At 70.2% G+C, this 14,725-nt stretch carries 15 protein-coding genes and 2 tRNA genes; 14 read left to right on the top strand and 3 right to left on the bottom strand.

Annotation, left to right across the window (positions count from 1 at the left end; translation table 11 throughout):
* The first annotated feature begins 161 nt into the window (after positions 1 to 161).
* Genes ACIF83_RS32215 through ACIF83_RS32205 form a run of 3 tightly spaced genes read left to right on the top strand, consistent with a single transcriptional unit; the run spans position 162 to position 2,932 of the window.
* The gene (locus ACIF83_RS32215) at positions 162 to 1,226 is read left to right on the top strand and encodes a chorismate-binding protein (RefSeq protein ID WP_393475828.1); all 1,065 of its coding nucleotides are present in this window, start codon (positions 162 to 164) and stop codon (positions 1,224 to 1,226) included.
* Complete coding sequence (locus tag ACIF83_RS32210; protein ID WP_393475825.1) at positions 1,223 to 2,044, top strand: aminotransferase class IV; 822 nt, start codon at positions 1,223 to 1,225, stop codon at positions 2,042 to 2,044. Before ACIF83_RS32215 ends, ACIF83_RS32210 begins: the two co-directional genes overlap by 4 nt.
* 54 nt (positions 2,045 to 2,098) lie before the next feature.
* Positions 2,099 to 2,932: a GNAT family N-acetyltransferase gene (locus tag ACIF83_RS32205; RefSeq protein WP_399732198.1), complete on the top strand. Its 834-nt coding sequence runs from the start codon at positions 2,099 to 2,101 to the stop codon at positions 2,930 to 2,932.
* Positions 2,933 to 2,952: 20 nt separating this feature from the next.
* Here the strand turns inward: ACIF83_RS32205 and ACIF83_RS32200 are convergent, their stop codons facing one another.
* A complete protein-coding gene (locus ACIF83_RS32200) occupies positions 2,953 to 3,477 on the bottom strand; it encodes a DsbA family protein (RefSeq protein WP_399732195.1) in 525 nt (174 codons plus the stop codon).
* Positions 3,478 to 3,677: 200 nt separating this feature from the next.
* Here ACIF83_RS32200 and ACIF83_RS32195 point away from each other — a divergent pair, with 200 nt between their 5' ends.
* Positions 3,678 to 4,121, top strand: a complete 444-nt coding sequence (locus ACIF83_RS32195) for a hypothetical protein (RefSeq protein ID WP_393475817.1) — start codon at positions 3,678 to 3,680, stop codon at positions 4,119 to 4,121.
* Between the two features lie 120 nt (positions 4,122 to 4,241).
* Positions 4,242 to 4,394, top strand: a complete 153-nt coding sequence (locus tag ACIF83_RS32190; RefSeq protein WP_165289388.1) for a hypothetical protein — start codon at positions 4,242 to 4,244, stop codon at positions 4,392 to 4,394.
* Positions 4,395 to 4,458: 64 nt separating this feature from the next.
* Here ACIF83_RS32190 and ACIF83_RS32185 read toward each other — a convergent pair whose 3' ends face one another.
* Both ACIF83_RS32185 and ACIF83_RS32180 read right to left on the bottom strand, forming a co-directional pair.
* Positions 4,459 to 5,019: a CGNR zinc finger domain-containing protein gene (locus ACIF83_RS32185; protein ID WP_393475814.1), complete on the bottom strand. Its 561-nt coding sequence runs from the start codon at positions 5,017 to 5,019 to the stop codon at positions 4,459 to 4,461.
* Positions 5,020 to 5,323: 304 nt separating this feature from the next.
* Positions 5,324 to 5,737 carry an SsgA family sporulation/cell division regulator gene (locus ACIF83_RS32180; RefSeq protein ID WP_004002642.1) on the bottom strand — a complete coding sequence of 138 codons (414 nt, stop codon included), beginning with the start codon at positions 5,735 to 5,737 and terminating at the stop codon, positions 5,324 to 5,326.
* A 191-nt stretch (positions 5,738 to 5,928) separates the two neighbouring features.
* Here ACIF83_RS32180 and ACIF83_RS32175 point away from each other — a divergent pair, with 191 nt between their 5' ends.
* The 9 genes from ACIF83_RS32175 (at position 5,929) to ACIF83_RS32135 (ending at position 14,711) form a co-directional block, all read left to right on the top strand.
* Positions 5,929 to 6,405, top strand: coding sequence for a TIGR02611 family protein (locus ACIF83_RS32175; protein ID WP_399732190.1), 477 nt, complete (start codon positions 5,929 to 5,931; stop codon positions 6,403 to 6,405).
* 61 nt (positions 6,406 to 6,466) lie between these two features.
* Positions 6,467 to 6,538: transfer RNA gene (locus ACIF83_RS32170), tRNA-Val, on the top strand.
* 947 nt (positions 6,539 to 7,485) lie between these two features.
* Positions 7,486 to 8,772 (top strand): ABC transporter substrate-binding protein, encoded by a 1,287-nt coding sequence (locus tag ACIF83_RS32165; RefSeq protein ID WP_399732187.1) that lies wholly within the window; start codon positions 7,486 to 7,488, stop codon positions 8,770 to 8,772.
* An 11-nt stretch (positions 8,773 to 8,783) separates the two neighbouring features.
* Positions 8,784 to 9,743, top strand: coding sequence for a carbohydrate ABC transporter permease (locus ACIF83_RS32160; protein ID WP_399732183.1), 960 nt, complete (start codon positions 8,784 to 8,786; stop codon positions 9,741 to 9,743).
* Positions 9,740 to 10,591: a carbohydrate ABC transporter permease gene (locus ACIF83_RS32155; protein WP_399732181.1), complete on the top strand. Its 852-nt coding sequence runs from the start codon at positions 9,740 to 9,742 to the stop codon at positions 10,589 to 10,591. Before ACIF83_RS32160 ends, ACIF83_RS32155 begins: the two co-directional genes overlap by 4 nt.
* A 10-nt stretch (positions 10,592 to 10,601) precedes the next feature.
* Complete coding sequence (locus ACIF83_RS32150; protein ID WP_399732178.1) at positions 10,602 to 11,192, top strand: hypothetical protein; 591 nt, start codon at positions 10,602 to 10,604, stop codon at positions 11,190 to 11,192.
* Between the two features lie 99 nt (positions 11,193 to 11,291).
* Positions 11,292 to 14,030 carry a Tat pathway signal sequence domain protein gene (locus ACIF83_RS32145; RefSeq protein WP_393475795.1) on the top strand — a complete coding sequence of 913 codons (2,739 nt, stop codon included), beginning with the start codon at positions 11,292 to 11,294 and terminating at the stop codon, positions 14,028 to 14,030.
* A gap of 123 nt (positions 14,031 to 14,153) precedes the next feature.
* On the top strand, positions 14,154 to 14,600 hold the full coding sequence (locus tag ACIF83_RS32140) for an SRPBCC family protein (RefSeq protein WP_393475792.1): 447 nt from the start codon (positions 14,154 to 14,156) through the stop codon (positions 14,598 to 14,600).
* Positions 14,601 to 14,639: 39 nt separating this feature from the next.
* Positions 14,640 to 14,711 (top strand) — tRNA-Val (locus ACIF83_RS32135).
* Positions 14,712 to 14,725 lie beyond the last annotated feature (14 nt).

Raw genomic sequence — 14,725 nt, 5'->3', positions numbered from 1 at the left:
TCTCGCGTCCCGGCGACGTGTTGAACTCTAGCGGATTCCCGGGCCAGTACAAAAACGCGTTTGCGCAGCGTGCTGCGCTGCACTCCACGGAGCGCGTGGTCAGGGCCCCCGAGGGGACATGCCCGGGCCACCTTTCGGCCACCCGCCCTAGACTCGACCACGTGCTCGACCTCCCTTCCGGCCTCCCTCCTCTCGCCCGCTTCGGCGCCCGCCTCGCCACCGGCCTCCTCGACGTCACCGACGATCCCGCCGCCCTGGACTCCTCCGGCTTCTGGGCCGTCTGCGCGGACTTCGAGGGCCGGCTGACCTGCGCCCGCTTCGCGCACGTACGGGAGGAGCCGGTGCCCGCCCCGGTGCCCGGCGGCTGGCACGGCCCGGCGGTGGGGGACTGGACCACCTCCCTGGACCGGGCCGCCTACACCGCGGCCGTCGGCCGGATCCGCGAGCACATCGCGGCCGGCGAGGTCTACCAGGCCAACCTCTGCCGGGTGCTCAGCGCACCCGTCGCCCCCGGCGCCGACGTGGACGCCCTGACCGCCCTGCTGGCCCGCGGCAACCCGGCGCCGTACGCCGGCACGATCCGGCTGCCGGAGCACGGCGTGGAGATCGCCACCGCCTCGCCCGAGCTGTTCCTGCGCCGGGACGGCCGTACCGTCGAGTCGGGACCCATCAAGGGCACCGGGCGGACCGAGGCGGACCTCCTGGAGAAGGACTACGCCGAGAACGTGATGATCGTGGACCTGGTCCGCAACGACATCGGGCGCGTCTGCGCCACCGGCAGCGTGACCGTCCCCGACCTGTGCGCCGTGGAGAAGCACCCCGGCCTGGTCCACCTGGTCTCCACCGTCCGCGGCGAGCTGCGTGACGGCACCGGCTGGCCCGAACTGCTCGCCGCGGCCTTCCCGCCCGGCTCGGTCACCGGCGCCCCCAAGTCGAGCGCGCTGAGGATCATCGAGGCGCTGGAGACGGCACCCCGTGGCCCGTACTGCGGCGGCATCGGCTGGGTCGACGCCGACCGGGGTGCCGGCGAGCTGGCCGTGGGCATCCGGACGTTCTGGATCGACCGGTCCTCCGAGGGTGCCGCGATGCTCCGCTTCGGCACCGGCGCCGGCATCACCTGGGGATCCGATCCCGAGGGGGAGTGGCGCGAGACCGAGCTGAAGGCGTCCCGGCTGCTCGCGGTAGCGTCGGGGACGTACGAGGTGAGTGGAGGGGCTCTGTCATGAGGATCTGGCTGGACGGCACGCTGCAGGACCTGGAGTCGGCCCGGGTCTCCGTCTTCGACCACGGGCTGACCGTCGGAGACGGCATCTTCGAGACGGTGAAGGCGGTGGACGGGCAGCCCTTCGCGCTCACCCGCCACCTCGACCGGCTGACCCGCTCGGCCCGCGGCCTGGGCCTGCCCGACCCCGACCACGCCGAGGTCCGCCGCGCCTGCGCGGCCGTCCTGGAGGCCAACCCGATGCCGCTGGGCCGGCTGCGCATCACCTACACCGGCGGCCACGGCCCCCTCGGCTCCGACCGCGGCGAGCACGGCCCGACCCTGGTGGTCGCGCTCGGCGAGACCACGCGCCGCCCCGACTCCACGGCCGTGATCACGGTCCCCTGGACCCGCAACGAGCGCGGCGCACTCACCGGCCTGAAGACCACCTCGTACGCCGAGAACGTCGTCGCTCTCGCCCGCGCCCACCAACACGGCGCCTCCGAGGCGCTGTTCGGCAACACGGTCGGACAGCTCTGCGAGGGCACCGGGTCGAACGTCTTCGTGGTCCTGGACGGCGAGATCCACACCCCGCCGGTCGCCTCCGGCTGCCTGCCCGGCATCACCCGCGCCCTCGCCGTCGAGTGGACCGGCGCCAAGGAGACCGACCTGCCGCTGGACGTGCTGGAACGCGCCGAGGAGGTCTTCCTCACGTCCACCCTCAGGGACGTCCAGGCCGTGCACCGCGTCGACGACCGGGAACTGCCCGGTGCGCCGGGCCCGGTCACCGCGAAGGCGATGCGGATCTTCGAGGACCGGGCCGGGGAGGACCTGGATCCCTGACAGAAGCCGGAAATTCGGCTGCCCCGGGGCTCCGGAGCGGGTAGAAAACCCGTGATGACGACGACCCTGCGGCCGACCGAGCCGCTCCAGCACAACACCGACGGGACGTGTTCCCGCCGCTACCAGGTGTGCGTGAACAGCCGCCCGGTCGGCTCGATGCATCTCGGGACGTCAGCCGCCTTCGGTGACCGGATGGCCCGGATCATGGACCTGCGCATCGACGAGCCGGACCGCCGTCGCGGCCGGGGCACGGTGGCCGTGCTCGCCGCCGAGGAGGTGGCGCGCAGCTGGGGCTGCCAGCAGATCGAGACAGGCGTAGACGGGGCCGCCGGGGCCGCCGGGGCCGCGCTGCGGCTCTTCGAGGCGCTCGGCTATGTCCATCGCAGCCGCGGCATGGAGAAGCCGCTCGGCGAGGTCCCGCCCGAACTGCCCGTCGGCAGCCTGGAGCGCCCCATGGGCGCGGCCGAGTTCGAGGCGTGGCTCGCATACGAGTCGGAGGGCTACGCACGCGTCTGGATCGAGCGGGGCGTGCCCGAGGCCGAGGCGTACGCCAAGTCGCGCCACGACCACGAGACCCTGCTGCCGCACGGGCTCGCCACCGAGGACATGCTGTTCAGCGTGCTCGAGCACGAGGGTGTGCGGGTGGGCACGTTGTGGGTGTCCCTGCAGGACGGCAAGGCCTTCGTCTTCGACGTGGAGGCCGACGGGGCGCACCGCGGCCGAGGCCACGGCCGTACGCTCATGCTGCTGGCGGAGCGGCAGGCGATCGCCGCCGGCCGCCGCACCCTCGGCCTCAACGTCTTCGCGGGCAACACCCCGGCCGAGCGGCTGTACGAGTCGCTCGGCTACGAGACGACGCGGTACTCCCTGTACAAGGACCTTCTGTAGCGAATTCCTCCTGCGGCCGCTCAGGCCTGCGGTCGGGCCAGCAGCCGGTCCGCGATCTCCTCGATGCGCTCGCGCAGCCCCTCCTGGCTCTTGCCGCCGTCGAGGCGCTCGCCGCCGATGACATAGGTCGGCGTGCCGGTGACGCCGATCGCCTTGCCCTCGGCCTGGTCGGCGTCGACGATCAGGATGTGCCGCCCGTCGATCAGTGCGGTGTCGAACTCCTCGGCGTCCAGCCCCAGTTCGCGGGCGACCTCGACCAGGAAGGGCTCTCCCTCGCGGTCCAGCTCCTCGACCCGGCCGAGTACCGCCTCGACGTAGGCCCAGCCCTGCCCCTGCTCCAGCGCCTCCTCGGCGGCCTGGGCGGCGGCGAAGGCGTGCTTGTGCTTCTCCAGCGGGAAGTGCCGCAGCCGCAGCTCCAGCCGGTCGCCGTAACGGGCGCGCAGGGCGCGGAGGTCGTCCAGGGCGCTGCGGCAGTCGGGACACTGGAGTTCGCACCAGACGTCGAGGACGGGCGCTTCGGTGCGTGCGGGGGAGGAGTCGCTCATGCGCACCAGTCTTCCAGGCCGGACCCCGGGTACCGAATCGGACGGTAGGCGTCCACCGGCACCTCGGGAGGAGGCGACCCGGAGATCTCCCTGATGTCGGGCCGGAGCATGGCATCGCGGGGACCGGGCGGTGCAGGATGGAAGGGACGAAGCGCACCCCGCGCCCCGCCGTGCCCCATCGAGCCCGCCAGGAGGACCGGATGATTGCCGAGACCGTGTGTTCCGCCGTCTCCGCGGCCGGCCTCGGCGTCGCCGCGGTCACCGCCTACCGCAAGCGTTTCCTGGCCGCCGCGCGCATCACCGCCTACGCGCTCGTCCCGATCGGCCTGGTGATGACGGGCGTCGTCGGCTGGCTGGCCGACACTGCGTTCAGCCCGACGGCCTGGGCCGGCTTCGGTGTGCTGGGCGCTGCCTGGGCACTGTTCGCGACGACACGGGCCGTGGAGCGCAGGCGCGGAGGCACCCGCGCGGAGCGCAGGGCGGCTCGGGCCGCCGGACGCGACGCGGTGGCCCCTTCCGCCTCGGCCCCCTCGCTGGGCCCGGCGGCCCGGCCTGCAGCTCGCCCCGCGGGCGCGCCGCCCGCCAGCACCTCCGCCGACGACTTCAGCGACATCGAGGCCATCCTGAAGAAGCACGGCATATGACCTGAAACCGTTCATAACCGGAAGCAAGTCGAACGGACCGGTACGGAAATCGGTGAAGTACCGCACTTGAAGCCGTGGTGATCGCCAAGGGGGCATCCCCTGGGTCATCATCACCGCGAGATGCTGGACACGAGACAGAGCGAGGCCGCGCCGCCGAAGGACGAGCCGCGCGGATGCCTCTTCGCCCTTTCCCAGCCACCGCTGATGATCTTCCTTGCGGTGATCGGGTGTCTGCTCCTCATGGCTGCGCTGCACGACCTGCTGTTGCTGTGAGCCGTACACGTCCGTCCCGGCGTCACCCGCCGGGACCGGCGTCGACGAGGTGTGTCCCCGGGGGTCAGCCCGCCGCTTCCTTTCGCCGGGCCCGGTAGGCGGCCACATGCAGCCGGTTCCCGCAGGTGCGGCTGTCGCAGTAGCGGCGCGAGCGGTTGCGGGAGAGATCCACGAAGGCACGCCGGCAGTCTGGCGCCTCGCAGCGCCGCAGCCGCTCCTGCTCCCCGGCCACCACGAAGAAGGCGAGCGCCATCCCGCAGTCGGCCGCCAGGTGGTCGGCCACGGAGGCGCCGGGGGCGAAGTAGTGCACGTGCCAGTCGTAGTCGTCGTGGTCCGTCAGCCGAGGGGTGGTGCCGGCCGCTGCGACCAGCTCGTTGATCATCCCCGCGGCGGACCGGGCGTCCGGAGCCGCGAAGATCCCCGCGAACCTGCCCCGGACCTTGCGCACCGCCGACAGGTCGAACTCCGACAGCACCCCGACATCGCTGATCGCGTGACTGCGCACGAAGTCAGCGAGAGCCGCGACGTCCGACAGCCCGTCCGCCGCCGAGTCGTCCTCCGGCGCGGTGTTCACCAGATCCACCACGGTGTCTAGGGCACACCGGGTGTCGTGGGTGATCAGCACGTTTCGCTCCCTGGCCTGAGGGTCGGGCGGGCGCCCGCCGATGCTGGCCGATGGTAGCGACAACCGCGCCCACCGCACCGGGGGCCGCCCACCGGCGATTGCCCGGTAGAACGCCTCCGTGCCCTCGGCGGTTCCCGACTGCGTCCCGTGCCTGCACGATATGCCTCGATGTGGCCGGAAAACAGGCCGACGCCGCCCCGTGAGCACTCACGGTGACGGCGTCGGCCTGTGCCGTATGCGGTTGTCTTGGCCCGAGCCGTCTCCCCGAGTGGACGGCGCCGGGCGGCTTTGAGGTGGCCGCGGCCTAGCTCTCCGCCAGGATGTGCGAGAGCTCCTGATCCAGATCGAAGTGCCGGTGTTCCGTGCCGGGCGGCACGGCGGCGTCGGTTCGCTTCAGGAAGGACTCCAGGGCCCGTGCCGGGGCTTCCAGCAGGGCTTCCCCTTCCGGAGAGCTCAGGGCGATGCAGACGACGCCCTGACCGTGACTGCGGGACGGCCAGACGCGGACGTCGCCGGTGCCGGTGGGCCGGTGAAGCCCCTCGGCGAGGAGGTCGCGGGCGAACACCCACTCGACGGTCTCCTCGGCTCCGGTGTGGAAGGTGGCGTGCACGGCGTAGGGGTCGGCCGTGTCGTACCGCAGGCCTGCGGGGACAGGCAGGGATGACTCGCTCGACACAACGAGGCGCAGGTGCAGCTCGCAGCTGACCGTGGTGTTCATAAGCGCCAGGGCCTTTCGCTCAGTGTGCGCTCGGGGATTCGCACGTCGGCGAAATCGACATGCCACCTACGGTGCCGTTGTAAACCCCTCTGAGGGTTTTGCGTGTCTTTACGTAACTCTTCCGGCCGAGAACTCGTACGAGACCTACGACCATTCCGGTGACTGGATTCACTCCGGTAGGGTTTGTCTGTATGAATACGGGGAGTGACGAGCCGGGCGAGGTCGCCGTGGCGGCGGACAACACGGACAAGGCTGACAAGGCGGACGTGCCGGCGGGCGCGGAGCAGTCCGAGCAGGGGCTGGGATCCCGGGCGCCGGCCTTCATCAAGGCCCGCCGGGTCCTGCACCTGAGCTGGCAGGTCGGCATCTTCGTGGTCGGCCTCGCGGTCGTGGTGGTGGGCATCGTCATGCTGCCGCTCCCCGGCCCGGGCTGGGTGGTGATCTTCGCGGGCATGGCGATCTGGGCGACCGAGTTCGTCTGGGCCCAGCTCGTGCTGCGCTGGACGAAACGCAAGGTCACCGAGGCGGCCCAGAAGGCCCTCGACCCCAGGGTGCGGCGCCGGAACATCACGCTGACGGTGATCGGCCTGGTGATCGTGGGCGCGCTGGTCGGGGTCTACCTGTGGAAGTTCGGCATCGTGATGCCGTGGAAGATCAAGGACCAGTGATCGCGGACCCGGGCGTGGTCGGAGGCACCCCCTGACATGGGGTAATGTTCTTCCTGCGCCCGGGCGATTAGCTCAGTGGGAGAGCGCTTCGTTCACACCGAAGAGGTCACTGGTTCGAACCCAGTATCGCCCACCCGGAACCGACGGCCCACCTGCGAACAGCAGGTGGGCCGTCGTCGTGTGCGCGCTCCCCAAAGGTTTCCGTGGGCGTTACGCCGTCCGGTTGATCATCGTTCCGACTTCACTCTGTCACCCAGTCGGTCCGCAGGGTCGGATCCCGGACGATCCGGAGCACTGAGGCGGGCTGTCGGGCGACGCTCGACCCGGCTGATCCCGAGGCCGTGCAGCGGAGCACCGACCGGGCCGGCCTGCGGAGCCGTGGGGACACCTGCATCCGGATCCGGCAGTCCAGGCCCGGGCCGTGAGCAGGGATCTGGAGCCGCTGCGGTTCGAAGAGCGGATCTGCCCGGCCGCGGTACCCGCCGCCCGGTACGTCGCCACGATCCTCCCCGGCCCTCGCACGGCGGCCGTGGGCTCGTGCCCGCGCACCGGCGACACCTTCCGACTGCATCCCCCCCGGGGAGAGCCGCTGAGTCGGCTGGATGCCCTCCTCGCCGCGCGGCCGAGAACGTCGAGGCCGCCGAGATTCGGGTGGCTGGCCACCCCGGACGAGGAGGCCCTGCTTGCGTCTCGCCCGGCGTTCTGCCAGGCCGTGGCCGCACTCCTGCGCGACGACGACCCCGAGGTGTCCACCGACGTGTTTCCGGCCGGCCTGCCGGGCCCCGCCGCCCCGCTCCGGACGGCTGTGGCCACTTCGTCCAGTGGGAGCACTCCGCGGAGGCCACGACTTCCTGGCGACCGGCTTCCCCGCCCGCCTGGCAGCCACCCCTGACCTGTGCAATCGCCCCGCCCAGGGGCCCTCACGGCCCGGCCGGCCGCGCCGCGCCCCGCCCCCCGTCCCGAAGAAAATCCTGTCCGAATCATTGACGCACCTCCGGCCCCTCCGTAACTTGTGCCAGCAAGCGCTTACTTGAAACGATTCATGGCGGCGGCGACGACGCTGCGGGGAGGGGCCCGACTGTGGGAACCAGCAGGAATCTTGAGAGGCGTACGATCCTGAAGGCGGCCGGGGCCTCGGCCGCCGCGCTCGGGCTCGCCGCGACGACCGGGTGCGGTGGCGAAAGCGGTTCCGGGAACGGGACGGTGACGATCCGTTACTCGTGGTGGGGTGCCGAGGAGCGGGCCAAGAAGATCAACCAGACGATCGCGCTCTTCGAGAAGAAGTACCCGAAGATCAAGGTCAAGACCGACTTTCAGACGTACCAGTCGTTCTGGGAGAAGTTCCAGACGCAGGCGGCCGGCGGAAATCCCCCGGACGTTTTCCAGAACGCCGTCACATTTCTTCGGAAGTACGACAAGCGCGGAATTCTTCTGGATCTCGAGTCGCAGGTGCAGGCGGGCAATCTGAGCCTGGATCACTTCCGCGCGGGTGTCACGAAGGTCGGCGAGGTCGACGGCAAGCAGCTCGGCGTTCCCGTCGGCTCCAACACCATGGCGCTCGTCATCGACAAGAAGGTCTTCCGGGAAGCGGGCGTCGAGCCGCAGCCGGGCTGGACCTGGGACGAGTACTTCAAGGCCCTGAAGACCGTCCACGACAAGACGAAGGTGGCCGGGGACACCGGGTACTTCGCCATCATGTACCTGTACGACCTCTACCTCCGCCAGAACGGGAAGGCCTTCTTCACCAAGGACGGACTCGGTTTCGACAAGACCGACCTGACGGAGTGGTGGACGGACGGCTACAACCGCGTCAAGGCCGGCATCGTCACCGACCCGAAGGTCGTCCAGCAGGACATGCCCAAGTCCTCCCTCTCCGCTGGCCACGGCGCCTCGGAGTTCACCTGGGACAACTTCACCGTCCGCTACTCCGCGGAAGGCGACAGCTCCTACGGCCTCGCCCCGATCCCCACCACCGACGGCAAGAACACCGGTCAGTACCTCGCATCCCTGATGCTCAGCGCCTCCGCCCGCACCGCCCACCCCAAGGAGGTCGCCCAGTTCATCGACTTCATGGTCCACGACCCCGAGGTCGGCAAGATCATGGGCTACGACCGGGGCATCCTCGCGAGCACCGAGCAGTACGAGGCGTTCAGGCCGACCGACGCGGTGAACAAGGAGATCGCGCAGTACGAGGAGGACATCGCCAAGTCCGGCGTCCTCGGCACGATCACCCCGCACCCCTCCGGCGCCGACACCGTCGAGGCCGCCTTCCTGCGCCTCGGCGGCGACCTCGGACAGGGAAAGACCAAGGTCGCGGATGCGGTGAAGCAGTTCTTCACCGAGTCCGAGGCAGCCTTCCAGGCCTGATGGGACGTGCCGTGACGCTCGTCAAGGACTCCGCGCCCGCCACCCGCAAGGCGCGCCCGGCCGCCCGCACCACCGCGCGGCGGCCGGGCCGCCGCCGGGAGAACCTCGCCGGCTACCTCTTCATGTCCCCGTGGATCGCCGGCTTCCTGCTGCTGACCGCGGGCCCGATGGTCGCCTCGCTGTACTTCGCGTTCACCGACTACAACCTCTTCAACACCCCGAAGTGGGTCGGGTTCGCCAACTTCACCAAGATGCTCGACGACCCGCGCTGGCAGAAGTCGGTGGAGGTGACGGCCAAGTACGTCGTCATCGGCACTCCGCTGAAGCTGCTGCTCGCCCTCGGAGTCGCCCTGCTCCTCGCGCAGAGCCGCCGCGGCCAGTCCTTCTACCGGGCCGCCTTCTACGCGCCCTCGCTCATCGGCGCGAGCGTCTCGGTCGGCTTCGTCTGGCGTTCGCTCTTCTCCGACGGCGCCGTCGTGGACCGTACCCAGACCTTCCTCGGCTTCCATGTCGGCGGCTGGGTCGGCAACGCGGACTGGGTGCTGTACTGCCTGGTCGCGCTGACCGTCTGGCAGTTCGGGGCCCCCATGGTCATCTTCCTGGCCGGGCTCAAGCAGGTGCCCAGGGAGCTGTACGAGGCCGCCGAGATGGACGGGGCGGGACCGTTGCGGAAGTTCTGGAACATCACCCTGCCGATGATCTCCCCGGTGCTGTTCTTCAACGTGCTCCTGGAGACCATCCACTCGTTCCAGATCTTCGGCTCGGCCTACGTCGTCTCCAACACCTACTGCGGACCGGCCGACGCCACGCTCGTCTACACCTGTTACCTGTACCAGCAGGGATTCAAGAACGCCCAGATGGGCTTCGCCGCCGCGATGGCCTGGATGCTGCTGCTCGCAGTGGCCCTGGTGACGGCCGTCCTCTTCTGGTCCCAGAAGAAGTGGGTGCACTACGAGGAGGACGCCCGATGAACGCGGTCGGCCGCAAGCGCGCCGGTTCCCTCGCCTGGCACCTCGGCGCCCTGCTGATCCTCGCGGTCATCCTCTACCCGGTGGTCTGGGTGATCGGCGCCTCGTTCAAGCCCAGCAAGGACATCATCAACAGCCTCACGGTGTTCCCGTCCCATCCGATCCTGTCCAACTTCAAGGGCCTGGCCGACGGCATCGCGGACATCGGGATCTGGACCTTCTTCCAGAACTCCCTCTTCTACGCCGTCGGTGCCGTCGTCGGCGTGCTCATCTCCTGCTCGCTCACCGCCTACGCCTTCGCCCGCATCCGGTTCGCCGGCCGCGACCTGCTCTTCTCCCTGATGATCGGCACCCTGCTGCTGCCGTACCACGTGCTGCTGATCCCGCAGTACGTGATGTTCCAGAAGCTGGGCTGGATCAACACCTACACCCCGCTGCTGATCGGCAAGTACCTCGCGACCGAGGCCTTCTTCGTCTTCCTGATGGTGCAGTTCATGCGCAACCTGCCCCGCGAGCTGGACGAGGCCGCCCGGCTCGACGGCTGCGGCCACCTGCGCATCTACTGGTCGATCGTGCTGCCGTTGTGCCGGCCCGCGCTGATCACCAGTGCGATCTTCACCTTCATCAACGCCTGGAACGACTTCATGGGCCCGCTGATCTACCTCAACGAACCCGGCAAGTACACCGTCTCCCTCGGCCTGATGATGTTCCGCGACTCCGACGGCGTGGCCGCCAACTACGGCGGCATGATCGCCATGTCCCTGGTCGCGCTGCTGCCGGTGCTGCTGTTCTTCCTCGCCTTCCAGCGGTACCTGATCGACGGCATGGCGACCTCCGGACTGAAGGGCTGAGGCAGCCACCATGGCGGAAGCACGTGTGAAGCCGCGCAGGGAGTCCGTGGTCGCGGAGAGGTTCGGGGTCTTCGCCGAGTGTCTGCTCACCGGTGTGTGGATCGCGGTGGCCTCCCTCGGAGTCGTCACCTACCCGGCAGCCTTCGCCGCCGGTGCCCGGCATCTGCGCCGTTGTACGGCGTATGAGGGCGGCGGCCGGCGGGAGTTCGCCGCCGACTTCCGGAGCGCGCTGCGCGGTGGCTGGGCCGTCGGGGCCGTCGGGTGGGTCGCGGTGGCGCTCGGCTGGGTGGACGTCCAGGCCGTGCGCGCGGGGCTGCCCGGCGGGCCGCTCGTCGGTGCCGGGGGTCTGTTCGCGCTGCTCGGCCTCGCCGTGGCCGCGCTGCGCGCGGCGGCCGTGTGGACTCCGGGCAGCCGCTGGCGCGCCCTGCTCGCCGACGCGGGCCGCCGTACGGTCCTCGACCCCGCCGGATCCTTCCTGCTCGTCGGCGGAGCGGTCCTGACCTGCTGTTCCGCTCTGCTCATCGCACCGCTGGCGGTCCCTGTGCTCGGGGCCGTCGCGGCGGCGGCCGTCGCCGTGGAGGAGCGGTACCGGCGCCGCTGAGCCCGCGGTGCTCTCGATCAAGGTCGGTGCCCCCGGCGCCGTACCCGTATCTGTCATGCCCCTGATCAGTTCGCATGTGCCCGCACGGAAGGAAAGACCATGTCTCCCATTCCCCGCAGGTCCCTCCTGAAGGCGGCCGCCGTCGCCGGAGCCGCCGCCCAGTTCAGCTGGGCACTGGGGGCGAGCGACGCGCAGGCCGCGCCCGCGGCAGCGGCCGACGGCGCCGACCCGGTCACCCTGGACTGGCTGGAGGACGGCGGCCTCGGCGCCGCGCCCGGCTCCACCGTCGGCGTGCCCTGGCCGATGGGCGCCTACCAGGAGGACCAGAGCTTCGCGCTCACGGACGCCGACGGCAAGGACGTCCCCGTACAGACCTGGCCGCTCGCCCACTGGCCCGACGGCTCCCTCAAGTGGACCGCGCACGCGGTCAGTTCGGGCTCCGGCAAGCTCACCCTCACGGCCGGCACCCCCAAGGCCCCCGACCGGAAGGTCACCGTCGACAGGAGCGGCGGCACCATCGACGTCTCCACCGGTGTCATCACCGCGAAGATCGGGAAGAACGGCTCGACCCTCATCAGGTCGGTCACCCGGGGATCGACCGAGATCGCCAGGAACGGGCGGCTCGTGCTCGTCCGGCAGCCCGAGGCCGAGGACGAGGACCAGGGCACGGTCAGGACGGAGCGCTTCGACGGCGCGATCGACGACGTCACCGTCGAACAGGACGGCCCGGTCCGCGCGGTGGTCCGCATCGACGGCAAGCACCGCAAGGGAGACCGCAGTTGGCTTCCCTTCTCGATCCGGCTGTACTTCTACGCCGGTTCCGAGTCCTTCCGCATGGTGCACACCATCACCTACGACGGCACGCTGGAGCCCGGCAAGGCCGGCGGCGACTTCATCCGCGGGCTCGGCGTACGGTTCGCCGTGCCGATGCGGGACGCGGCCTACGACCGGCACATCCGCATCGGCGGCGAGGGCACCGGCCTGCTGCGGGAGGCCGTACAGGGCATCACCGGACTGCGCCGCGACCCCGGCGCCGCCGTCCAGGCCGCCCAGTACGCGGGCCGGAAGCTGCCCGACCCGTCCACCTGGGACCAGCGTGTCACCACCCGCCTGCAGTACATCCCGCACTGGGGCGACTACACGCTCTCCCAGCTCTCCGCCGACGGCTTCACCCTGCGCAAGCGCACCAAGAAGGGCTACGGCTGGATCACCGCCGGCGGCGGCGGGCGGGCCTCCGGCTTCGGCTACGTCGGCGGCGCCAGCGGCGGATTCTCCTTCGGCCTCAGGGACTTCTGGGAGAAGTTCCCGGCCCAGCTCGACATCCGCGACGCCCACACCGACGAGGCCACCGTCACCCTCTGGCTCTGGTCGCCCGAGGCGCAGCCCATGGACCTGCGCTTCTACCACGACGGCATGGGCCAGGACACCTACGCCGAGCAGCTCGAAGGCCTCAACATCACCTACGAGGACTACGAGCCGGAGTTCGGCACCCCCTACGGCATCGCCCGCACCTCCGAACTCCTCTTCTGGGCCAACGAGTCGACGCCCGCGGCCGAGACCCTCGCCGACCAGGTGACGGCCGTACGCACACTGCCGCAGCTCGCCGCCCCGCCCAAGCAGCTCATCAAGGCCAAGGTCTTCGGCCCCGGCCTCTACTCCGAGCCGGACCGCTCCACCGCCGCCAAGGCGAAGATCGAGGACCACCTCGACTTCCTCTTCACCTACTACAAGGACCAGGTGGAGATGCGCCGTTGGTACGGCTTCTGGGACTACGGCGACATCATGCACACCTACGACTCGGCCCGGCACGTGTGGCGGTACGACATCGGCGGCTATGCCTGGGACAACTCCGAGCTCTCGCCCGACCTGTGGCTCTGGTACGCGTACCTGAGAAGCGGCCGCTCCGACATCTTCCGCTTCGCCGAGGCGATGACCCGGCACACCGGCGAGGTCGACGTCTACCACCTCGGCAAGTGGGCGGGCCTCGGCACCCGGCACGGGGTCCAGCACTTCGCCGACAGCGCCAAACAGCAGCGCATCGCCAACACCACCTACCGGCGCTTCTACTACTTCCTCACCGCCGACGAACGCGTCGGCGACCTCATGCGCGCCAACGTCGACTCCGACGAGACGTTCCTCGTCCTCGACCCGCAGCGCAAGGTCCGCACCGACCCGTACACCCCCGACCCGCACGCCCTCTCGATCGGTTTCGGCACCGACTGGAGCGGACTGGTGTCGGCGTGGCTGACCGAGTGGGAGCGCAAGGGCCCCAAGTGGGAGAAGGCCAGGGCGCGGGTCCTGTCCACCATGGAGACCATCGCCGCCCAGCCCAACGGCTTCGTCCAGGGCAGCGGCCTGTACGACATCGACACCGGCAGGTTCGCCGTCGCCGACAAGCCGGTCGTGGCGGTCTCCCACCTCTCGGCCGTATTCGGCCTGGGCGAGCTGTGCGCCGAGCTGATCCACCTGGTCGACCTGCCGAAGTTCAAGGAGGCCTACCTCGACTACTGCCGCTACTTCAACGCCACCAAGGCCGAACAGGCGGCCCGTTACGGCAGCAACTTCGGCACCCTGCTGCTCTTCCAGGGCCACTCGCGCCTGGATGCCTACGCCGCCGTACAGACCGGTGACGCGACACTCGCCGAGCGCGCCTGGACCAAGTTCTACAGCTCCGACGGCTACACCGAGTCCTCGCCGTGGAAGACCGAGAAGCTGACCGGACCGGCCACCCTGGTCGCCGGGAGCGAGGCGAGCTGGGTGTCGACCAACGACACCGCGCTGTACGGCCTCGCGGCCATCGAGAACCTGGCCCTGCTCGGCGACCGGATGCCCGGCTGACGGCGTTGGGGGAGCGCCGTCGCACGGGCGGCGGCGCTCGTCCCCCGAGTGTGGTTCGCGTCATGGGGCGGCGCATGAGTACGCGTACTCAGATCAAGGCGCCCACCAGGGCAGACTCTGCCCATGGACTGGTCCCGCTACCGCTTTCGCAGCCTGTGGTCCCTGCCCGCCCCGCCGGCCGCCGTGTACGCCGTGCTGGAGCGGCCCGAGGGCTATCCCGACTGGTGGCCGCAGGTAAGGGCGGTGACCCGGCTCGACGACAGCACCGGCGTCATCACCGTCCGCTCCCTGCTGCCGTACGCCATGACCTTCACCGCCCGCGAGACACGCCGCGACCCGTCCGCGGGTGTCCTGGAGATCGCCGTGTCCGGAGACATCGAGGGCTGGGCCCGCTGGAGGGTCACGGCCGACGGTGCGGGCACGCTGGCCCGCTACGACCAGGTCGTCGACGTCACCAAGCCCCTGCTCAGACGGCTGGCCGTGCCGGGACGCCCCGTCTTCCGCCTCAACCATCGGCTGATGATGGCGGCCGGGCGGCGCGGACTGCTGCGTCACCTGGAAGCGGTTTGAAGTAACACCGCAGGGACCTGTATTGTTCAGTGCGTTCCCGGGCGATTAGCTCAGTGGGAGAGCGCTTCGTTCACACCGAAGAGGTCACTGGTTCGAACCCAGTATCGCCCACCGGGAAAGAGCCG

Source organism: Streptomyces sp. NPDC085866 (assembly GCF_044541035.1).
GTDB lineage: Bacteria > Actinomycetota > Actinomycetes > Streptomycetales > Streptomycetaceae > Streptomyces.
Note: the sequence above shows the minus strand (reverse complement) of the source record. Positions and strands in the feature narration are given on the sequence as shown.